The organism is Terriglobales bacterium (assembly GCA_035567895.1).
Lineage (GTDB): Bacteria > Acidobacteriota > Terriglobia > Terriglobales > Acidobacteriaceae > Gp1-AA112.
In genome coordinates, this window is the sequence record DATMPC010000092.1 from 1 (window position 1) to 20,112 (window position 20,112).

A 20,112-nucleotide genomic window follows, 5' to 3' on the forward strand; every position below is an offset into this window, starting at 1 on the left:
CCGCTGCTTGGGACATGTTGGCGACGGTTCGAATCCCGGATTGCCCGCAATTGCTGTCTGCCAGTCCTGGTTGGGAAATCGGATCACCCACGGCACCCTGATCGGATTTGTTAAGCACGTGGTTGTTGCTCAGGATGTAAAGGGTTCCGGCGCGCGAGACTAGGGAGCCGAGCGTTCCTGAGCAACAAAAGAGGCTGTTCCCACTCTTCGTTGTGTCGGTCGAATTGCCGCCGCTGGTACCGAGTTTGATTGGACCGCTCTGTGGGTCCTGATTGTCGTGATGAACACGAATGTCGGCCTTGGCGGTTCCCGATTTGGTAGTATCAGCTACCGAAGTTGCGGTAATCGTTACGCTGGATGGATTGGGAGCGACCGCCGGAGCGGTGTAGAGTCCCGATGAGCTGATGGTGCCGACCGTGGAGTTCCCGCCCTGCACTTGGTTTGCACTCCAGGTCACGCTTGTATCCGTGGCTCCTGTCACCGTGGCGGCGTAAAGCTGTGTTCCGCCGGGAGCCAGTGTTGCCGACGGAGGTGCAACTGTAACCGTAATATTTGAGCTACCTGAGTTACGAGTACCGCCAGAGCTGGATCCGCCACCGCCTCCTCCGCACGAGATAAAAGCCATTGAGCACGAGAACAACAGCAGTGCCTTGAACCAGCTTGCGCTCTTCAACTCCATTCAGCTACTCCGCGTTCAGTGTGGTTGCTTTGATTCAGGAACTCGGAAAAAGGATACCAAGCTGGGACGAAGTCGCTCAACTCCTTCAGACTCGAATGGTCAACTCCCTCTGAGTTGGAAACATGTAGCAACTACCATCCTGAACCGCGAGGAGAACCTTTAGGAATATTTCGATTTGACTGCTGCCTCTCGAATCCTCGTCTAAGACCCTGGTGAAGAAACGTTTGAGCACGTGATTGCAAGTTGACTTCAACAATTCAAGGGAGCGTAGGCTGCAACGGATCGCACTCAGTCGTAATATCCATCTCGCGTCTGTACGACGTCGTTCTTGTCCCTCGCAGCCAGGTGGATCTTATGGTAGGCAGACGCTGTTCCGCCGTGATCGGGTGTGTAGCCGATGTTGTATTGATTGCGCAGCTCTTGCTCAATTTGGGAATAGATCTGGTCGACCGACTGTTTCTTCGAGATCTCGAACATACGCCCGCCGGTCTGCTTCGCAATGCGTTCGAGGACCTTCTTGCCATCCTCTCGAGACTCCTGCGGATAGCGACCCGCACCGGGGCGGCCCATCCCTCCGCGATTCCAGCCGCCATGCCGGCCGCCATATCCGCCGAAGGCGCTGGGTTCTTCCCCTTTGAAGTAAATGCAGTAGACCAGAGTATTCGCGCGCTGAGCAGATTCAACCGCGCTCTCGAGTGAAGTCTTACTGCCACGATCGTCGCCGTCGGTAAGCAGGATGAGCGCCTTGCGTCCTTGCTGCTTTTGCATCAACTCATCCGAGGCGAGAAAGATGGCGTCGTAAAGCAGCGTACCGCCACCGCCAAAGTGACGACGCCGGCCTCGGCCGCCTCCCGGGTATCCTCCGGGCGATCCACCTGAATTCCCCTGATCGGTGCGCTGAGTAGGTTCGATCTCTTCCAAGGCGGAGGCCAGTTTCTGCTTGGACGACGTGAGGTCCTGGAGCAGCTCAACTTCGCGGTCGAAGTGGATCAGAAACGCCGAGTCCTTGTCCTCGCGCACAACTTTAGTAAGAAACGTTCCGCTGGCGTTGCGTTCATCGGGGAGCGCACTCAGTGTGCTCATGCTGGTATCGACGAGCAATCCTAATTTGAGCGGCAGGTCAGTCTCGCGGGTGAAATATTTAATGGCTTGCGGACGGCCATCTTCTTCGAGCGAGAAATCATCCTTCGAAAGATTGCTGATGATTTGCCCGTGCTTGTCGCGCACGGTCGCGAACAAATTAACGACCTTCACCGTCGCAGAAAATGTAGGTTTCGAGGGTTCAGAGTTCACCGACGAACTTTTGCTGCCTCGGCTGTCCTCTGCAAAACCAACCGTCAGTAAAGCAGCAGAAACCAGCCACACCAAGCCTGCAGAAAGCCATTTCCTGCAAGTTGGCGCGTCGGAGGAGTAGCGAGGGACGAACATCGTGGGCTTCTGCCCGACATGAACCCCATCCGCGCAAACAAGTCGCGGCCGATTTTTGATCAACCGACGTCTAGTGCGCTATCCGTCCCCCTTACGGTCAAAACCTGCGGCGAAGTGTTTCTATTGCTCCATATCTTTAATGTGTGTCGCGATGTACCACGTATTGCCAAACGCGTCCTTCACTCCTCCACTGCGATCGCCATACGGATGGTCGGTGAGCTCGGCGATTGAGGTGGCTCCTGCAGCCAGGGCACGGTGATACACCGTGTCGCAGTCTGGGACATATAGATAGAACATGCCCGGCATCGGCTGATAGATGCCTTGTGCTTCGCCCATCTCTAGATGAGAGCTGCCAATCTTCATCGTCATGTGATGGATCACTCCATCGGGCGATGCGTAGCGGCCCAGATCTTCGGCACCGAAGGCGCGCTTCATGAAATCAATTACGGGTAGCGCGCGCACGGGATGCAGATACGGCTGCACATCGGGCGCCCCTTCCCATTTGTAATTCTCACCTCTGTAGGTGGCGATATACCAGAAATTGCCCGCCGGGTCCTTTATAGCGCCCGAACGTTCTCCGTAGGACTGATCGACCGGTTCGCCGATCGAGGTACCACCTGCTTCGAGCGCTCGCTTGTACGTTGCATCGCAATCGGGGACGTACATGTGAAACGCCATCGGCGTCGATTCGCCGCGCCATGAGAGTCCAGGACCGCCGCCGCCCATCATCAGCATGGAGTCGCCGATGCGAATCTCCGCATGAATGCCGCCGGCCGAGCCGATAGCCCGGAATTTCTCTTCCGCTCCGAACGCACGTTGCACGAACTCGATCAGCGCCGCCGCATCTTGCGCCACCGGATACGGTGTGACCGTGCGGTACCCTTTCGGGACAGGATCCACTTTCGTTTTCTTGGGCTCCTCGCTCGTCATGACACGGAAGCGGCGATGCATCTCCTCAACCGACATACGTTCCTTGACCGTGGAAACACCCCAGAGGTATCCGAAGGGATCACGCAGAGTTCCCTGCCGGTACCCGTAGAACTGATCTTTCACCGGATTAGCTATCGTCGCGCCTTCAGCAACCGCGTGCGCGACAAAGGCATCGACGTCAGGAACGTTGAGTTCAATGCTAATGGGCGTATTGCCGAGTGTCTCCGCGCTGAAGCGTCCGCCTTGCGGCCATTCTTCACCGAGCATGATGAGTGCGTCGCCAATCATGAGCTCCGCATGTCCGATGCCGCCCTCTGTCTCGAAGCGCATGATCTCCTTCGCACCGAAAGCGCGCTTGTAGAAATCGATTGCAATTCCGGCTTTCTTGAATCTCAACGCCGGCGCCGCCTGTGCGTGAACCTCCGGGATGGATTCTGCTCTTGCCGCCATAGAAGTGCTCCTTTCCAAATCAGATCTCAAACGTTCAATAAATTCTTCGCGCGGCAAGTTGCGCAATTCACCCGCGACACGCACAAGTGGCGCTATTTCAGCATCGCCGCGTACCGGCAACGCGTCGCTGCGGGAGAACAGCTTGCCGATTGCCTGATCCAGTCGTTCGAAGCGTGAGAGCTTAGCCATTACCACCCTCCACGCTTGCGCGAAGTTTTTCCAGAGCGCGGAACTGAAGTTGCTTCACCGCTCCTTCACTTCGTCCCAGTTCCTGCGCGATCTCCCGAATACTCTTCTCCTCAACGAAACGCGACACCACAACTCGCCGCTGATCCTCGGGAAGACGCTTTACCAACTGGAAGAGAGCCGCTCGCTCCTCAATCTCTTCCATGCGAGGGTCCTTTGGTTCATCCGTAATCGGGTTCCCAGTCTCCCTGGCCGTGCTCCGCCAGCGATCGATAATGCGATGTGCCGCAATACGAATCAGCCAGGCGGCAAACGGCGCTCCACGCCACTCGAAACTCTTTAGGTTCTCCAGCGCGTGGTGAAACACGTCGGAGGTAATGTCTTCAGCCTCTTCGCGCGTGCCCACCCGCCGCGACACGTAGACGTATACCTGATACACATTCCGCTGATAGAGGTCCCCAAAGCGCGCGGGATCGCGCTTCGCGGCTTCCACTAGAAGCCGCTCGTCCGCGTCATTCTTCAAAGCCTTCAACCGGCTCTCCGCATGTGGCGCTCATTAAGATAAACGCACGGGAAGCAAAAAAGGTTACGGCGGGATATCTATGACATCCCGCCGTCTGAACCGGCCTTTATTTCGAGGAATGAGAAGCTCGGGCGAGCTACTTCACGGCGTACCGGTCCGGGAAAGCTTGGATACTACTCGCACGCGTTCAACGAACATGCGGTTTAGAAACTCTGCTCTTACGTGAAAGTCAATGACCCTGCCGCGGAGCCTTGCCGGCACCCAGTGCTCTCGAGCCTTGTGGTTTTGCGGAATATAGAATTCGATTAGCTTGGCCATGGTCGTAACTCCTCATCAAATGGCCGGTCTGGTGGGGGGCAAATCCACTTCAGTCTTGAACTTGGATCCACCTCGGACCCTGCGCCGTTTGCTTAGCATCTTGCAATTTTTTCGCCAAAGCTGGCAGTTCTCGTAAGGTGCTGACTTTGCGGTGCAACGCAATCCTTGCCGCACGGCTAGCCTGGGAGCGGGACGAACCCTCCGGCTCGGAGTTAAGCGGAAGTCTAGCCGTCCGGTTAGAAGATCAAGAGGGCCAACACGTTGACCGAAGGGTTCGTTTGTAGATAAACGGGCATGCGCGAGCGCAGTCGGGGTAGAGAAGGAGTCAAGCAGGACCTTAAAGGGCTCGTAGTCCTTGCCTTAGTCGCCAGGCAAGCTACTTTGGCGACTGAAGCGCAGACGGTGTTCACGACGGTCGACGTTCCTATTTCAGATCTCGCAGCCGAGCGCCTATCTTGACGCGCAACGGTATCGGCAGCTCCGAGTATCCGTTCTTGGTGGCGATCTGCTGGCCATCGGAGAGCGTCCAGGTAAGGAAGCCGCGCAGGGCTGTTGCTCGCTCGGCATCTTGCCCATGCACGCGGAGATAAAGCCAGTCATAGCTGGAGATGGGAAAAGAGTGCTCGCCTGGCGGATTCGTCAGCGAGGCAGAGAACTTGTCGAAAGACGGTGCCTCGACAGCACGACATGCCTCCGCTAGGCTCTCCGGTGAAGCCTTCACGAAATGCTTTGAAGCATTGAGGACCAGACCAGACGGAATCTTCGACTCAATCGCATACTGAGCCTCGACAAATCCAATCGCGCCCGACTCCGACTTGACCGTTTCTACCATTTCGGAACTGCGCTCCGCCGGCTTGCCTACCGGCCACTTGGGAGAAGAGCTAGTCCCAACTTCACTGCGGAACTTCGGACTCACCTTGGAGAGAAACTCAGTAAAGATGAAGTTCGACCCTCTTCCCGCTGGACGATAGACTACTTTGATCGGCACCGCGGGTAGAGCTACTCCGGGATTGAGTTTCTCCAAAGCCGGAGAGTTCCAAGTCTTGATCTTGCCCATGAAGATGTCTGCCAGAACCTCTCCCGAGAATCGCAATTCGCTCCTAACGCCGGGGATGTTGTAGATGGGAACGATCCCGATCACAACCGCGGGAATCTGGATCAGTCCAGCCTTGGAGAGTTGCTGCGTACTCAAGGGAATCTCCCCGAGGGCGAAATCGCCACTGCCGTGAGAAATCGCAGCAATGCCTTCGTCAGTGCCGATGGCAACATATCTCACTTGAACATTGTGACTCTGTTGGTTGTACACCTCCGTCCACTTGCTCACGAGTGGAGCTGGAACCGTGGAACCCGAACCTACCAGCACAATACCCTGCTGACAGACCCCGATGTGTGCGCCCCAGCTGAGCAGGAGAGCCGTTCCCAGACCAATGCCAAAGAACTTTCTCATTAGTCAGCCATGCTTACGTGTAGGTTCCGGTTCGTCAAGTACCAGCATGGTTCCGGACGAGACACCGGCTCGCGTCGACTATTGACCCAATCCACTTAAACTAAGCCTGCGTTGTATTTCCGAAACGATCTGATCGGGCGAGCGTGAGATATCGACGACAATCGCGTCTGTCGGTTCTTCGAGGTCGGCGAACTGGCTGGAGAGCATCTCCGCCTTCATGAAATGAGCTTGCCGATGCGACAGGCGCTCATGAATCAGATCGGGTTCACCCTTTAAGTAGACAATCCTAACTTCCGGGCCGACTGTGAGCTGCTCTCTGTACTGTCGCTTCAAGGCTGAACACGCGAGCACAGCATTCTGTCCCGATTTGATCCAGCCGGCGATGGCATGCCGCATGGCGCGGAGCCACGGTTCACGATCGGCGTCCGTGAGCGGTACGCCCTGGCTCATCTTCTGAATGTTGGCGACAGGATGGAACTGGTCAGCATCGGCAAAGTTCCATTTCAGTGTTTTCGCAAGCATGGTGCCGATCAACGTCTTGCCTGAGCCAGCGACTCCCATGATCAGCAGCACCATGCTTGCTATTATCGCGTCAAGCGTTGATTGTTCACTCCACTCCTGCCGATCAGAAGTTTGCGACTTTAACTGGATTCAATCCATCTACTAAAGATGACAATTGGAGCCCGCGGGCTCTTATGAGTCCTTAACGTTTTTTACTGGGAATTTACGCAAGAAAAACTTTGGCTTACGTCTATTTGACAGACGGGAAATCCAGACTCGAATTGAAAAGGAAGTCGATAAATGAAAGCAAAGTTCGTCTTCATCATGCTGTTATTAGTTACTGCGGTCCCAGTCACATTGTTGGGCCGCACCGATGTGGGTACGAATGACCTTCCATCGTTCCAAATAGAGACGCCGGCATCCGAGGCGAACGCTACGACGATCGCAAATGTACTCTCTGCTCCTTCGGCCTTCCCGCGTGGACCGCGGGCGCTGCTTGAAGACTATCAGGCCGAGATGGCGGAGATTACGCAGAGCTTCTCCGCGCGAGTGGCAGCCATCGCTCAAGCGGTGCAGAGCGGACAACTCAGCAGCGAACAGGGACAGAAGCTCAGCACTGAGCAATATCAAATGGCGCAGATGCAATTCGACTTGCTCAGTGCCTGGCGCGAAATGCTGGAGCAGGATCTCGCCCGAACTCCAGAGGCTAAACCAGATCCCTCTGCGCCGCAGGCAAGCGAGATCGTAATGGTAGCCCTGCCGTTTTCTTCTCTGCAGCTCAATCCTTCGCTGGCTCAATATTTGGACCTGACAGATTCGCAGAGCAGCGCAATCCAGGAATTGATGACTGAGGAACGTGGGAATCTCCAACCGCTGATGGCGCAACTGCGATCAACCAGGGAAAAACTGCTCGCTGCCACCGGCTCGGCGAACGACAAAGAAGTGAAGGCCCTGGCGGCCACCCAGGCAAACATGCTCGCGAAGTTGATCGTCGCCAACTCTCGCATGCAAGCCAAACTCTACAAGCTCCTGACTCCGGAACAACGCAAGAAACTCGACAACTTCAAGAGGACCAGCGAGCCGATGATTGCGAGCAGGTGAATACCGCAACAGGTAGGCTCCTTAGCTAACTTCAATGTTTGACAGCTGTTCGCCCTTGAGGGACCCACACGGTCCATTTTCTGCGCACATTGTTGTTGGCATGCTGTGGGTTCTGGGGGTATGCTGCACCCAACTACCTCAAGAAATCAGGTTCAGCATGGGCGCAAAGCCCAAAAGAGCCATCAAAGGCGCTCCCGCACCGGGCGACGAGAAGCTCGGCTTGTGGGTGGACACGCATCTTTTGAGCCGGCACCTCAAGCAGCCCTCTCAATCCTTATTTGACCAGGTACTGCCGGCCTCTGCCGACAGACTGCTGCATTTTGCGGATCTTGCGCTGGGGTCAGTCAAGCCGGACAAATTCAAATCCGAAAGAGTCTCCAAGCAACGGGCAACAAATGGTCGTGCAGCAAAACTTTAAGATTTGTTAACGCCTCTGAAAAGACGCGACTTGTGGGCAAGCAAGTCGGGAGCTTAGAATTCCAGAAGAGCTGTTTCCCCCTGCTGAGTTGCCACTGATCGGCACTCAATTTCATTTACAAGAATCAGGAGTTCCCATGCCGACAGTCCTACTTTTGGAAGACCTCGACAGCGATGCCAGTGAAGTCGAATCGGCTTTGAGCCAAATTGGCGACTTCGAAGTAAAGCGTTTTCAGGCCGCATCCCAGGCAGTAGATTATCTGTCCGATGTGCTGCATACCAATTCGGAACTGCCGGCATTGATCGTCGTTGATCTCAACTTGTCGGACTCCAGCGGCTACGAGTTGCTGCGCTTCTATCATGCGACGCCCGGGCTTGCCGAAGTTCCTTTGACTGTTTGGAGCGTTCTGGATGGTGAAATCGATAAGAAGTTGACGACCTGGATGGGTTCGAAGAAGCTGATTTCGAAGAACAGCGGTCCCACCACTCTGCGCAAATCTCTCAGTTCCCTTCTGAGAACCGGCTCGGAAGCAAAACGGGCATAACATCTGCGATATAATCGAGGTTTGGCCTGAAGGGGCCAAGCATTCCAGTGGGCATGCGGCATTGCCATGTCTGCTCAGGAGAGTCCATGAGCAAGATCGCCGATTTACTGCAGGACAACGAATCTGAGCTGCTTGCAGACTGGGTGAAAGAGCAGCTTTCGACCTCCCGCCGTCGCGACCTGATGGACGACACCCAGTTGCAAACCCAATCGGCGGAGCTCTTGCGGTCGATAGCCAAAGCCACCCGAAATGGCAATCTGAGCGATACCGCTGGTCCGGAATGGTCTGATGTGCGCGAGCGCCTTTCGGAGATCTCGGCGAGCCGGGCGAAGCAGGGCTTCACTCCCGCTGAAACGGCTACCTTCGTTTTTTCGCTGAAGCAGCCACTGTTTGGGCGTCTGAGAAAGGATCTCGCCAAGAACCCTGACGCACTTGCGAATGAGCTCTGGACCGCCAATGTTTTGATTGACAAGCTAGGCCTGCTGACCACCGACAACTTCATTCAGGCAAAGGAGCAGATGATCCGCAAGCAAGCCGAAGAGATGCTGGAGCTTTCCACGCCGGTGGTGAAGCTTTGGCAGGGGATCGTTGCCATCCCCCTGATCGGCACGCTGGACAGCAACCGGACTCAGGTAGTAATGGAATCGTTGTTGAGCACGATCGTCGCGACCAATTCCAAGGTTGCAATTATCGACATTACAGGTGTTCCCGCGGTGGACACGCTCGTCGCGCAGCATCTGCTGAAGACCATCACTGCGGCCAAGCTGATGGGCGCGGAGTGCATCCTTAGCGGCATCAGGCCGCAGATCGCCCAAACCATCGTTCACCTCGGCATCAACCTCAATGAGGTCATCACCAAAGCGTCCATGGCCGATGCTCTCGCGGTTGCCCTGCAGAAAACCGGAAAGACCGTCGTCAGAGTGGACAAGCGAAAGCCCAGCGAAAGTAAGGATGCAGTCGACGCCAAAGAGCGTGGCGAGACGAAGGGAGCCTGACCAGTGGACAGAATCCCCATTCTTCGCATGGGTAACTTCCTGCTGGTCACGATTCAGGTGGACATGCATGACCAGCTCGCCATGACCCTTCAGGAAGATCTGACAACCGCGATATCCAACCACGGTTCCGGCGGGGTATTGATCGATATCTCATCACTCGAAATCGTCGACTCGTTTATCGGACGCATGCTCGCGAACATCTCGGCCATGGCGCGAATCCTCGACGCGCAGACGGTGCTTGTCGGCATGCAGCCGGCCGTAGCCATAACACTTGTCGAACTTGGAATGTCGATGCCCGGGGTGCGAACCGCTCTCAACGTGGAAGCCGGGATGGAATTGCTTCGTGAGCTGGTAACCGCAAATCGTCTGGAGACCGGCGATGACGACTTTGAAGTCTGAGTCCGTCCCCATCAAGGTATCCAGCGACGTAGTGAGCCTTCGTCAGAAGGTCCGCGCATGGACCAGCGAGTTGAAGTTCAGCCTGGTCGACCAGACCAAGATGATCACCGCTTCCAGCGAACTCGCTCGCAATGCTCTCGGACATGGCGGAGGAGGAACTTGCCTCATGGAAATGGTCAGCAACGGCGCCCGTACCGGGCTGAGGCTCACTTTTGAAGACAAGGGGCCGGGGATTCCCGATCTTAACCTTGCTTTGAAGGATGGCTATTCCACCGGCGGAGGTCTGGGACTCGGTTTAAGCGGAAGTAAGAGGCTAGTAAACGACTTCGAGATTGCATCTAAGGTAGGCGAGGGGACTCGCGTTACCGTGGTCCGCTGGAAATGAGGTTGGGTGTCGCGCGAACAGATTTCGGTTCCGATCGCCGAGAACACCCATGTCAGCGAGGCGCGCCGTGCCTCGGCTCGGCTTGCTCACGACCTGGGGTTCAATCCGGTTTCCCAGGAACATGCCGCCATCGTTGTTACCGAGCTTGCCCGAAACATGCTGTTGCACGCGGCAGGTGGCGAGATTGTCCTGCAACCGGGAAGCGGAGCACGCGCAAACGTTTGGATCGATGTTCTTGCGCTCGACAAAGGTAACGGCATCGCAGACATCTCACGCGCGCTGAGTGACGGATACTCCTCCGCAGGCACGCGCGGCACTGGGTTCGGAGCCGTTTCCCGTCTCTCCGCGGTCTTCGAGGTCTACAGCAAACCGGGCGAGGGCACGGCAGTTCTGGCCAGAGTCGTGCCTGGAAAACAACACGAGGAGACGCAGTCTGCCACCGGCTCAGTGTGCGTGCCGGTTGCCGGAGAGACGCGTTGCGGCGATGCCTGGGAATGCCAGGACCAGGCAGGAAGAAGATTGATCATGCTCGCCGACGGGCTGGGCCATGGACCTTACGCCTCGGACGCCGCCGAGGAGGCTCTGGCTGCCTTTCGAGCCAACCAACATAAGAGCCCTGGAGAAATCATCGAGGCCACGCACGGACACCTGGAAAAAACCCGGGGCGCCGCGGTAGCCGTAGCCGAGATCAATTTTGAGCGCCAGATCGTGCGCTATTCCGGAATCGGCAACATAGCCGGTGTGATCGTCGCCAATGGAAACACCCGCAGCATGATCTCCCATAATGGAATCGTCGGACACCGATCTGAGAGCATTCAGGAGCTCGCTTTCCCGTGGGAACGCAGCGCCTTTCTCATCATGCACTCCGATGGCATTAACACGCGCTGGAGCCTCGATCGCTATCCCGGACTGCAAAGCAAACACGCGTCGCTGATCGCGGGAGTCCTGTACCGCGACTTCAAGCGCACGCGCGACGATGCCACGGTGGTCGTGAGCCGGGAAACGAGGGCGGCTTGAAGAAGTCCTTGACTACTGTCAATCTCCGGTTTGAGCAGGACGTGGTGCTTGCCCGTCAGCGCGCCAGGGAAATCGCCAGCCTTCTGGGGTTCGATCATTCCGAGCAGATCCGTCTGGCAACTGCCACTTCGGAGATCGCCCGCAACGCCTTCCGCTATGCCCGCGGCGGCCGAGTCGAGTTTTTGCTCGAATGCGACGCCCCCGCCAGCTTGTCGATCAAGGTAAGCGATTCCGGACCCGGAATCCCCAATCTCCAAGAGATTTTCGCGGGTCGCTACCAGTCCACGACTGGAATGGGAAAGGGCATCGCCGGAACCCGGCGGCTGATGGATGACTTCCATATTGAGACAGGAAAAAACGGCACCGTCATCGAGATGTCGAAGGTTGTGCCCAGGTATGCCGCCGAACTCAGCGCTGCCCGGGTAGAGGAAATCGCGCGCAAGATCGGCCAGAAGAATCCCGAAAATCCTTACGAAGAAGTTGAGCGCCAGAATCAGGAGCTGCTGAAGACGCTGGCAGAGTTGCGAGCCCGGCAGGAGGAACTCGTTCAACTTAACGAAGAGCTCGAAGATACCAACCGGGGAGTGGTAGCGCTCTACGCTGAGCTGGACGATCGCGCCGGCACCTTGCGGCGCATGTCGGATGCAAAGACCTCTTTCCTGTCGAACATGTCCCACGAGTTCCGTACGCCTTTGAACTCCATCCTGTCGTTATCGCAAATGCTGCTGCAGAGACTCGATGGCGATTTGACGCTGGAGCAGGAGAAACAAATTTCCTATATCCGCGCTTCCGCTCAAGGTCTGCAGGATATGGTGAATGATCTTCTCGATATCGCCAAGGTCGAGGCGGGAAAGATTGAGGTAAAGCCTCGCGAGTTCGAGATCGAGGATCTGTTCAGCGCGCTGCGAGGCATGTTGAAGCCGATTCTGCAAACCGCCTCTGTGAATCTGGTATTTGAAGAGTCCGCTGATCTGCCCACGATGTTCACCGACGAAGGCAAGCTCTCACAGATTTTGAGGAACTTCGTTTCGAATGCGCTAAAGTTCACGGAGCGGGGAGAAGTGCGGGTAACGGCCAGCCTGGCCAATCCCGAGACCGTCGCCTTTGCCGTTGCCGATACGGGAATTGGAATCGCTCCGGAAGACCAGCAGCGCGTCTTTGAGGAATTTACGCAAATCGATAGCCGGCTGCAAAAGAACGCGAGCGGAACTGGTCTTGGCCTGCCCTTATCAAGAAACCTCGCCCACATTCTTGGAGGCAGCGTAACCCTGCAGAGTGAGGTGGGAGTGGGCTCGACCTTCTGCTGCTACATTCCCGTCGTCTTCCCCGGAGCGGATTTGGAAGACCGTTCCCAGCTTCCCGAGCTTGACCCTGAGCGCATGACGGTCGTGCTGATCGAAGACAACCGCGAAACCGCCTTCTTAGTCGGCAAGATTCTCGAGAACTCCGAGTTTCAGGTGGTTCAGGCTTATGACACCAAAACTGGCCTGGACTTTGTCGAGCGCGCCAACCCTGCGGCCGTAATTCTGGACGTTCTGATGGACGGGGAGAGTTCCTGGGAGACGCTGAAACGAGTGCAGGAACGGAACTTGCCGGTGCTGGTGGTGAGCGTGATGGGCGCGGAGAAATCGAAGGCATTGGCCATGGGCGCCAATGCATTTCTGCAAAAACCGGTTTCGCGTGAGGCTCTAGTCGCGACTCTGCGCGCACTTACGCATCGCGGTACCGTGCGTAGAATGTTGCTAATTGACGATGATGAAGTGGCCCTGTATTCGCTTGGCGAGCTGCTGTCGGCGAAGGTCGCCATTACGGAGGCTCGAAGTGGACGCGAGGGGCTGCGCCTGGCATCCAAAGAACTGCCAGACGCCATCTTCCTCGATTTGAAGATGCCCGATATGTCCGGTTTCGAAGTGCTTCAGCAACTCAGACTCTCGGACTTTGGTCGCGATCTCCCGGTCATTATTCATAGCGCGCAGGAGTTGAGCGAAGAGGAGAAGGCTCGGTTGCGTTTGCCGTTCGTAACTGTCCTGTCAAAAAAAGATACCTCCGGCCCCGAGGCCATGGAACACCTTAACCGCGCGCTTTCAGCCATTGGATTCGGTTTTGAAGCTGCTGGAAGACAGCATGCCTGAAAAAGTTCCCACAATTCTCGTAGTCGATGATCGCGAGGAGAACCGTTACATTTGTTCGCGAACGCTACAAAGCGGCGGTTACGCTGTGATGGAAGCATCCACTGGCCGTGAAGCGCTGGAAAAAGTTCTTCTCGATCCCGTGCTGGTGATCCTCGACGTTCGCCTGCCCGACATGCTCGGCTATGAAGTGTGCCGCCGCATCAAGGCCAATCCTCAAACTGCGAATATCCCCGTACTTCAAGTCTCGGCTGCGTTTACTTCGAGCGAGAGCCGCGTGCAAGCGCTCGACAGCGGGGTAGACGCCTATCTCACTCAACCGGTCGAACCACCAGTGCTGCTCGCGAACGTTCGAGCGCTTCTCCGCCTTCGGGATGCGGAGGCATTCTCCCGGCTTTCCGCAAAGCAATGGCAGTCGACTTTCGACGCGCTGAGCGAAGGCATCGCCCTGATCGACACCGACTGGAAAGTGATTCGCTGTAACCGCGCAATGACGCGTCTGCTGGCTAAAAGCTTTGGGGAGATCGAGCGGCAGGATGCACGCGCCCTGCTGCGCGCCACGGTCGACCTGAATCTGAACGAACTGCAAGAGCGACTATCGCGCGTGCAGTTCGAGACGCAACACAACCGGCGCTGGTTCTCTCTTCGCGTTGATCTTATTGAGGAACAAGATTCCTCGCGCGGCGCCATTCTGATCCTTACCGAGATCACGGACCGAAAATTGGCGGAGGAGGCGTTGCGAGTCACCGAGCGTCTGGCTGCCATGGGACGCCTTGCGAACAGCATCGCCCACGAAATCAATAATCCGCTCGAAGCCGTCACCAACTTGCTGTACCTGCTCAAGATGGGCACGCATGATCCGGAAACTACCGAATACATTGACATGGCGAGCACGGAACTCGAGCGCATCGGTCGCATCAGCAAGCAGACGCTCGCTTTTAATCGCGAGACCAGCCACCCGGTCGACATTGCCATACCGGAACTGCTGGACGGAGTAGTAACTCTCTACACGCCACAATTCAATCAGAAGAACCTGAGCGTCGTTCGTCGTTATGAATCAACGCTCCCGGTGCTCGGATTTCCCGGGGAGTTGAGACAGGTATTCTCCAATCTGTTGCGAAACGCGATGGAGGCAACGCCCACCGGCGGACGACTGTTGATTCATGCTTATCCGTCGGTAGATTGGAAAGACTTATCGCGCAGCGGAATACGCATTTGCATCCTCGATTCAGGAACCGGAATTCCTGCCGAGATCAAACGCCACATCTTCGAGCCATTCTTTACCACCAAGCAGCTCAAAGGGTCGGGCTTGGGCCTATGGCTCAGCCTCGATATTATTTCGCGTCATCACGGTCGCATAACAGTTCGCTCCGCGACGACGGCTGGACGAAGCGGCACTTGCTTCTCCGTGTTCCTGCCAACCGAGAAAGCTGGTGAAAGCAGTCGCCAACGCCAGGAACATAATGCGGTCCATAGCCCGCTCATGGGTTAGCACGTCACCCGCGCATGGAACCTCGGAGAATTGCGTCACCGGTAGTACCTCTCCCTACAACTGCCTTCGCTCGCCACTTGTGCTCGTTAGTTCTCTCACCGGCCGTACCTCGATGCTGCCTACACGAGCGGGCGGAATTTGCGAAGCAATTTGGATAGCATCGTTTAGGTCGGCGGCCTCAATCAAATAGAAGCCTGCCAAACACTCCTTCGTTTCCGTGAAAGGGCCATCCGTGATGGACACTTTTCCGTGGCGGACCCGCACAGTGGCGGCGGTACGAACGGGCTGAAGGGCCTCCGAGGCAAGACATCGACCAGAGGTTCTGAGGGACTGATCGTAAGCCATACACTCGTCGTCCGTCATGGCCCCCATTTCTTTCTCCTCACCGTACACAAGGCAGAGATACTTCAATCGCAGACCTCCTCAGGTCAGATTCCAACTTCAATACCATAACGACTCCTGAGATGATCTGCTGCAAAAGTTCTGCGGTCTCGAAGGTTGCCGACAACGCTCCTATTACGGGTCACCGGCCACCTGGATATCGGCCAGGAGCCGGACGGCCTGGCTTGGGCGGCGCGACCATAGGGTTGAACACCGTGTTGAACTCGACCCCCGCGGGGGCCGCATCCTTTGTGGTGTAACAGTGTTGAAACTCTCCTGCTTTACACTTCAACCAAGCCGATTTGGAGGACAACATGAAATCATCTGCGCCTCTGGCCGTGGCAGGAATCGTGGGCTGTATCTTGATTGCGGGCTGCGTTCAAACTCGCGAAGCGAATGCACCCAGTCCACCGGCCACGAGTTATCAAGTCGGCTCATTTGACCTTCAGGATAGTGGAAGCACTCAGAAGGTTCGTGGCGCCTCAGTTACTTCCGCCTTTTTTCAGAGTGCGAAAGAGCCGCCTTTGCTCGGCCGTGGTTTCCTTCCGGAGGAATACAGCTCGGGCAGGCAGCAGGTTGTGATGGTCAGTCAGCGTTTCTGGCAGCAGCGATTCGGCGGGGATCCACGAACAATCGGCACCACCATGCGCTTGAATGGACGAACCTTTACCGTGATTGGGGTCATGCCCACGAAGTTCGATGTCCCCTCAGGCGTTGATATCTGGGTGCCAAAGGCAGGATAGCTACCCGCACGCGCCTCATCTAGATAAATCCGACGTTCTGTGTCGGGAAGTTTTTGAGTGTCGGGAACACCGTTCCCAAATCGGGCGCGGTCACTCCGAACCATGTCGCCAGGGTGGCGCCATATTGATCGAGCGATGTTGTCGGAATCCATCGACCATTTGAGCCGGCGTCATCGGGACCGCCAAGCGCCAGGGTGGGAAACGTGCCGTACATGTCGCCGCCCTTTACCGCTCCGCCGATCACGAAGTAGTGGTTGCCCCATGCGTGGTCTGTGCCTCCGTTCGTATTCGACTGGAACGTGCGGGCAAAGTCGGATTCGGTGAACGTGGTCACCTGAGACGCAACTCCCATCTCCACGGTGGCGTCATAGAAAGCCTTCAAGGCGGGTGACAACTGCGCCAACAGCGTGTCCTGGATCGGCAGTTGGCCACCGTGCGTATCGAAACCTCCTAGCGAAACAAAGAAGATCTGACGTTGGAGCAAAAGAGCGCTGCGTGCCTGAATAATTTGCGCCACCTGCTTTAACTGCGCTCCGATCCCGGTAGTGGGAAAGACAGTGGCCAGAGCCGGCAGACCGTTCAGCGCCGACGTGAGTAATGCACTGTATTGGTTGGCCCGCGTAGCCACCAGGCTTGCCGACTGCACCAGCGATATGCCGGTATCGAAGGTAAGTAGTTGCTGCGCCGCCTGGGCACGCGCGCTGCAAACCGACGTACCCTCCGAGCAGTTCAGGCCGCCGACGTTGCCCGCGACGATCGACGCTGGATTGGTCACAGTGCCATTACAGAAAATCGGCGCGCCGGCCAGCGAGACCACGGCCGGATATTGCGCTCCGGTATTCATCGACTGCAGAACATCGGCGACTCGGCCGGCCCATCCGGTCGGCAGCTTCGAATCTGGTCCGGCGGTCTGCATCTGGTTCTGCTGGTCGGAATGGGAGAATAGGTTGGCCGGTATGGGCACCGTTCGGCCTCGATACTGCGCCTGTGTCGTGGGCGAAACCAGGGTTCCTACGTTAGCAACGATCGCTGCCTTCCCACTTTGAAACAGTGTCTGAATCTCGGTCAGCCGCGGATGCAGTGCATATGGTAGGGACGGGTTCGAAATCGGCTGAATCTCTGTCGGACCCAAGGACGATTGCAACAGGGTCACTCCATTCGTGCCGCCGCGCGCTGCAAAATACATCTGGTATCTGGCGTCGTCGAACGGAATCACCGTGTTGTTTCCGTCGTTGCCGCCGAACAAAAAGACGCACACCAACGCTTTGTAGTTCGAAGCTTGCTGCGCGAACGCGTTCAGCACGCCGAACCGGGAGAATGCGCCAAAGGCGCCAAGCCACGCCGCAGAGCGGCAGGTAATAGACATAAATTTACGGCGCGAGATACCCATATAAGAGTGTCCTTTACTGAATCACCTGGTACTGCGAAGAAGAAGTAATCAGGTAAACCGCGACCCGGGCGCGCGATTGCGGATTGGAACTGGGGACGGCATTCACCGCTGTCACGATCGCAGCCTTGTCGGTGCTCGGCAATGCCCCATGAGTAAAAATCGCGTCGAGCGTATCTACGAGCTGCTGCGGATTGCCCGCCAGGTTGGCGAACTGCGTTAGGTCAATTAGCGTCCCTCCGCCAAGCGCATTTCGTAGAACTGAATCCACGGTGTTCTGGCGAACAATCGTGGTAGCCGTCGTGAGCAACTGAAACTCTGGGCCGAACGTTGTCGTTCCGGGAATCACGTAGTCCGGCGAGAAGTAATTGAAGACGCTCGGCGAATACATGACTCGCTGCCCCATATTGCTGCCGAATCCCTGCAGGCTGCTGGCAAACGCATTGGGATCCGATGCCTGTACACCCAATCCGCGAAGGAGGTTAGTGAGGTAGAGCACCGGTTCGCGCAGATGCCCATCGCCGGGTTGCGCGGTTGCCGCCGAGTCGCCACGGCGCGCTTCACTATCCATCAGGATCGCCTGAATTACCGCCTTCATGTTTCCACGCGTGTGCGAGGCAGAACCGTCGTCATTGAACACCGCAGCCACTCTGCCTACATACGCCGGACTCGGATTGCTGCTCACCAGATGAAGAATCAACTGTCGACCCACAAATGGGCTGACGTTCGTGTGGTTGAAGATGTTTTGCAACGCTAGATCGAGGTCCTGTTGCGCCGTCTGCCCAGCGGGCAGCGTCACACCGTTGAGTACATCCTTGGCGCTGATGTCGTGATGGGCATCGAGTGGCACCATGGGAGCCCCGAAGTACTGCGTGTTGTTTGGAAATGCAGGAGTGGTGCCGTCCGATCGCGCATATGTCCAGCCGGTGTAGGCCTTGGCAAAAGCCTGTACCTGTAGTTCGCTGTATGGCTGAACGGGATTACCCGAGGCGTCGAGCTGCGGAGTCCCATCAGGATTGAGCATCTCGGTTCCCAAAGTGAAAAGCTGCATCAATTCCCGAGCGTAATTCTCGTTGGCGATTTGTCCTGCTATCGCCGTGTTCGGCTTATCGCTGTTCACCATGTTCAGATACGTACCCATCCCTCCCGACAAGGTCACATCCTTCATGATGGTGAGGTAATTCCCGAAAGCGTCTTTGGCGAGCATGTTGAAGTAACTCGCCATCGCGTCTCCCCGCGGGACTCCACGGCGGAGATCACAAAGATCTGCGAGAGCGCGAAGCCAACACGCTGACGCAGTTGATCATGCCCGCCCAGCGCATTCTGAAAGAAAGACTGCTGCACACAGGCGACGGTGGTGTTGCAATACGTGGGCAGCGTCGCCGGTGGCGGCGGAAGCTGCGTCTGTGGCGTGGCGAACTGCTCGTTGAGCCAACCTTGAAGACCGACGCTCTGCACGTGCGCGATGTCGGCCAGGGTCGGGCCCCAGTTCGCCTGGTCGAGAAGCCGGGAGTTGGCGGTGACGTTTGCCTGCGTCACGTTCCCTGCCGCCACGTTCACGGTGTTCGAGCTAGACGCTCCCGGATCGGGATTCGTGACCTGAAATGAGAGCGCCGTAGTGCTCGCGATGCCCAGGGCCTGCGCGGTGAGCGACGTCGCCGATTGCACCGTCGTCGCGAATGCCGCGGTTCCCAGCATCAGCTTCGAACCACTGATAAATCCCGAGCCGGTGACACTAACTACATAGTTCCCAGGAGTAATCGCCGTCACGGAAGCGCTCGCAATCGCGGGCACAGGATTCAGCAGCGTCGCAACCGCGCTTCCCGACACCCCTGAATTGGAGCTCAACGCAGCGGAGATCGTTACCGTGTTGGGCGTGGGAAGCGATGCCGGAGCCGTGTAAAGTCCGTTGGCATCGATCGTGCCAATGGTGCTACTGCCTCCCGCCGTTCCGTTGACCGCCCAGGTCACGCTGCCGCTGGCGTTAGAGACTTGGGCCGCGAACGGCTGCGTACTTCCCGCGCGGACTTGAGGAGACGCAGGAGTCACCACGATCTGCGCCTGAGGAAGAGCCGGTGTACTTGAGCTTCCGCCGCCGCCACAGCCACACCAGACCGTGGAAACGGCAATCACCACCACAATGAGACGCTTCACAGGGGATGTCTCCAATTTTCGCGTAACAGAGTGCTCCTAGCGAACCCAGTGCGCAACTAGAAAGTTGTGGCCGCCACGAAAACTTCATCGAAACCCGAGAAATTATCGCCATTTATCCACCCGCGGCTCGAGCGGCGTGCCCCTCGATAAGAACGAAGGCGTTGTCAAGGTACACGAGTCCTGTTTGCGTGCCGAAGGCATGGTGAATAAGCCAGTGTGTTTGAGGACCAAGACTCTGGAGCATTCACTGCCACGTATAATGTCGCCGTGGAGAAAACGGTTAGGATTTTCTCGAGTTTTAAAGACGCCGACGAATCGAACGCCCGCGACGATATGGCTATGTCGCCTGACGAACGCGTTAGAGTGGTGATCGAACTCCGCGACCGCCGCCACCCCGATGCCGCTAAGCAAGGACTTGCGCGAGTTTGTCGAATTATTAAACGCGAACAAAGTTGAATACCTGGTCGTAGGAGCCTTTGCGGTCGCCTATCACGGCGTTCCGCGG

20 protein-coding genes are annotated in these 20,112 nt (G+C 56.8%); 10 read left to right on the forward strand and 10 right to left on the reverse strand.

Annotated elements, in window-relative coordinates; genetic code table 11:
• The 7 genes from VNX88_19825 to VNX88_19855 form a co-directional block, all read right to left on the reverse strand.
• Positions 1 to 679 (reverse strand): hypothetical protein (locus VNX88_19825; protein ID HWY70926.1); only part of this gene is annotated, 679 nt, incomplete at its 3' end.
• A gap of 288 nt (positions 680 to 967) precedes the next feature.
• Positions 968 to 1,972 carry a VWA domain-containing protein gene (locus VNX88_19830; GenBank protein ID HWY70927.1) on the reverse strand — a complete coding sequence of 335 codons (1,005 nt, stop codon included), beginning with the start codon at positions 1,970 to 1,972 and terminating at the stop codon, positions 968 to 970.
• Between the two features lie 255 nt (positions 1,973 to 2,227).
• On the reverse strand, positions 2,228 to 3,676 hold the full coding sequence (locus VNX88_19835; protein HWY70928.1) for a VOC family protein: 1,449 nt from the start codon (positions 3,674 to 3,676) through the stop codon (positions 2,228 to 2,230).
• Positions 3,669 to 4,205 (reverse strand): RNA polymerase sigma factor, encoded by a 537-nt coding sequence (locus tag VNX88_19840; GenBank protein HWY70929.1) that lies wholly within the window; start codon positions 4,203 to 4,205, stop codon positions 3,669 to 3,671. The genes VNX88_19835 and VNX88_19840 overlap by 8 nt, the downstream gene beginning before the upstream one ends.
• 132 nt (positions 4,206 to 4,337) lie before the next feature.
• Positions 4,338 to 4,514 carry a hypothetical protein gene (locus VNX88_19845; GenBank protein HWY70930.1) on the reverse strand — a complete coding sequence of 59 codons (177 nt, stop codon included), beginning with the start codon at positions 4,512 to 4,514 and terminating at the stop codon, positions 4,338 to 4,340.
• Positions 4,515 to 4,938: 424 nt separating this feature from the next.
• A complete protein-coding gene (pstS, locus tag VNX88_19850; GenBank protein ID HWY70931.1) occupies positions 4,939 to 5,961 on the reverse strand; it encodes a phosphate ABC transporter substrate-binding protein PstS in 1,023 nt (340 codons plus the stop codon).
• A 78-nt stretch (positions 5,962 to 6,039) separates the two neighbouring features.
• On the reverse strand, positions 6,040 to 6,537 hold the full coding sequence (locus VNX88_19855; GenBank protein HWY70932.1) for a gluconokinase: 498 nt from the start codon (positions 6,535 to 6,537) through the stop codon (positions 6,040 to 6,042).
• Between the two features lie 225 nt (positions 6,538 to 6,762).
• Between VNX88_19855 and VNX88_19860 the strand changes: the two genes are divergently transcribed.
• The 10 genes from VNX88_19860 to VNX88_19905 all read left to right on the forward strand — a co-directional run bounded on the left by VNX88_19860 (position 6,763) and on the right by VNX88_19905 (position 16,066).
• Positions 6,763 to 7,563 (forward strand): Spy/CpxP family protein refolding chaperone, encoded by an 801-nt coding sequence (locus VNX88_19860; GenBank protein HWY70933.1) that lies wholly within the window; start codon positions 6,763 to 6,765, stop codon positions 7,561 to 7,563.
• A 157-nt stretch (positions 7,564 to 7,720) separates the two neighbouring features.
• Entirely contained in the window at positions 7,721 to 7,981 is a 261-nt protein-coding gene (locus VNX88_19865) for a hypothetical protein (protein HWY70934.1), read from the forward strand.
• Between the two features lie 136 nt (positions 7,982 to 8,117).
• Complete coding sequence (locus VNX88_19870; protein ID HWY70935.1) at positions 8,118 to 8,525, forward strand: hypothetical protein; 408 nt, start codon at positions 8,118 to 8,120, stop codon at positions 8,523 to 8,525.
• Positions 8,526 to 8,611: 86 nt separating this feature from the next.
• Positions 8,612 to 9,520, forward strand: a complete 909-nt coding sequence (locus VNX88_19875) for an STAS domain-containing protein (protein ID HWY70936.1) — start codon at positions 8,612 to 8,614, stop codon at positions 9,518 to 9,520.
• Between the two features lie 3 nt (positions 9,521 to 9,523).
• Positions 9,524 to 9,919, forward strand: a complete 396-nt coding sequence (locus VNX88_19880; protein HWY70937.1) for an STAS domain-containing protein — start codon at positions 9,524 to 9,526, stop codon at positions 9,917 to 9,919.
• Positions 9,900 to 10,304: an ATP-binding protein gene (locus VNX88_19885; protein ID HWY70938.1), complete on the forward strand. Its 405-nt coding sequence runs from the start codon at positions 9,900 to 9,902 to the stop codon at positions 10,302 to 10,304. The genes VNX88_19880 and VNX88_19885 overlap by 20 nt, the downstream gene beginning before the upstream one ends.
• A 6-nt stretch (positions 10,305 to 10,310) precedes the next feature.
• Entirely contained in the window at positions 10,311 to 11,321 is a 1,011-nt protein-coding gene (locus VNX88_19890; GenBank protein ID HWY70939.1) for an ATP-binding SpoIIE family protein phosphatase, read from the forward strand.
• An 8-nt stretch (positions 11,322 to 11,329) separates the two neighbouring features.
• A complete protein-coding gene (locus tag VNX88_19895; protein HWY70940.1) occupies positions 11,330 to 13,453 on the forward strand; it encodes an ATP-binding protein in 2,124 nt (707 codons plus the stop codon).
• Positions 13,446 to 14,942: an ATP-binding protein gene (locus VNX88_19900; protein HWY70941.1), complete on the forward strand. Its 1,497-nt coding sequence runs from the start codon at positions 13,446 to 13,448 to the stop codon at positions 14,940 to 14,942. Before VNX88_19895 ends, VNX88_19900 begins: the two co-directional genes overlap by 8 nt.
• 695 nt (positions 14,943 to 15,637) lie before the next feature.
• Positions 15,638 to 16,066 (forward strand): ABC transporter permease, encoded by a 429-nt coding sequence (locus tag VNX88_19905; GenBank protein HWY70942.1) that lies wholly within the window; start codon positions 15,638 to 15,640, stop codon positions 16,064 to 16,066.
• Between the two features lie 19 nt (positions 16,067 to 16,085).
• On the opposite strand, the gene VNX88_19910 is transcribed toward VNX88_19905, so the two are convergent.
• Genes VNX88_19910 through VNX88_19920 form a run of 3 tightly spaced genes read right to left on the reverse strand, consistent with a single transcriptional unit; the run spans position 16,086 to position 19,607 of the window.
• Positions 16,086 to 17,432: a DUF1501 domain-containing protein gene (locus VNX88_19910; protein HWY70943.1), complete on the reverse strand. Its 1,347-nt coding sequence runs from the start codon at positions 17,430 to 17,432 to the stop codon at positions 16,086 to 16,088.
• 37 nt (positions 17,433 to 17,469) lie between these two features.
• Positions 17,470 to 18,678, reverse strand: coding sequence for a DUF1800 family protein (locus tag VNX88_19915; GenBank protein HWY70944.1), 1,209 nt, complete (start codon positions 18,676 to 18,678; stop codon positions 17,470 to 17,472).
• Entirely contained in the window at positions 18,618 to 19,607 is a 990-nt protein-coding gene (locus VNX88_19920) for a DUF1800 family protein (GenBank protein HWY70945.1), read from the reverse strand. Before VNX88_19920 ends, VNX88_19915 begins: the two co-directional genes overlap by 61 nt.
• Positions 19,608 to 20,112: the final 505 nt, after the last annotated feature.

Excerpts from the sequence above, each read along its gene's own strand:
- VNX88_19870 (HWY70935.1), top strand. The coding sequence starts at position 8,118 with ATGCCGACAGTCCTACTTTTGGAAGACCTCGACAGCGATGCCAGTGAA.
- VNX88_19860 (HWY70933.1), top strand. The coding sequence starts at position 6,763 with ATGAAAGCAAAGTTCGTCTTCATCATGCTGTTATTAGTTACTGCGGTC.
- VNX88_19905 (HWY70942.1), top strand. The coding sequence starts at position 15,638 with ATGAAATCATCTGCGCCTCTGGCCGTGGCAGGAATCGTGGGCTGTATC.
- VNX88_19855 (HWY70932.1), bottom strand. The coding sequence starts at position 6,537 with ATGGTGCTGCTGATCATGGGAGTCGCTGGCTCAGGCAAGACGTTGATC.
- pstS (HWY70931.1), bottom strand. The coding sequence starts at position 5,961 with ATGAGAAAGTTCTTTGGCATTGGTCTGGGAACGGCTCTCCTGCTCAGC.
- VNX88_19845 (HWY70930.1), bottom strand. The coding sequence starts at position 4,514 with ATGGCCAAGCTAATCGAATTCTATATTCCGCAAAACCACAAGGCTCGA.
- VNX88_19885 (HWY70938.1), top strand. The coding sequence starts at position 9,900 with ATGACGACTTTGAAGTCTGAGTCCGTCCCCATCAAGGTATCCAGCGAC.
- VNX88_19835 (HWY70928.1), bottom strand. The coding sequence starts at position 3,676 with ATGGCTAAGCTCTCACGCTTCGAACGACTGGATCAGGCAATCGGCAAG.
- VNX88_19865 (HWY70934.1), top strand. The coding sequence starts at position 7,721 with ATGGGCGCAAAGCCCAAAAGAGCCATCAAAGGCGCTCCCGCACCGGGC.
- VNX88_19915 (HWY70944.1), bottom strand. The coding sequence starts at position 18,678 with ATGGCGAGTTACTTCAACATGCTCGCCAAAGACGCTTTCGGGAATTAC.
- VNX88_19875 (HWY70936.1), top strand. The coding sequence starts at position 8,612 with ATGAGCAAGATCGCCGATTTACTGCAGGACAACGAATCTGAGCTGCTT.
- VNX88_19900 (HWY70941.1), top strand. The coding sequence starts at position 13,446 with ATGCCTGAAAAAGTTCCCACAATTCTCGTAGTCGATGATCGCGAGGAG.
- VNX88_19910 (HWY70943.1), bottom strand. The coding sequence starts at position 17,432 with ATGTCTATTACCTGCCGCTCTGCGGCGTGGCTTGGCGCCTTTGGCGCA.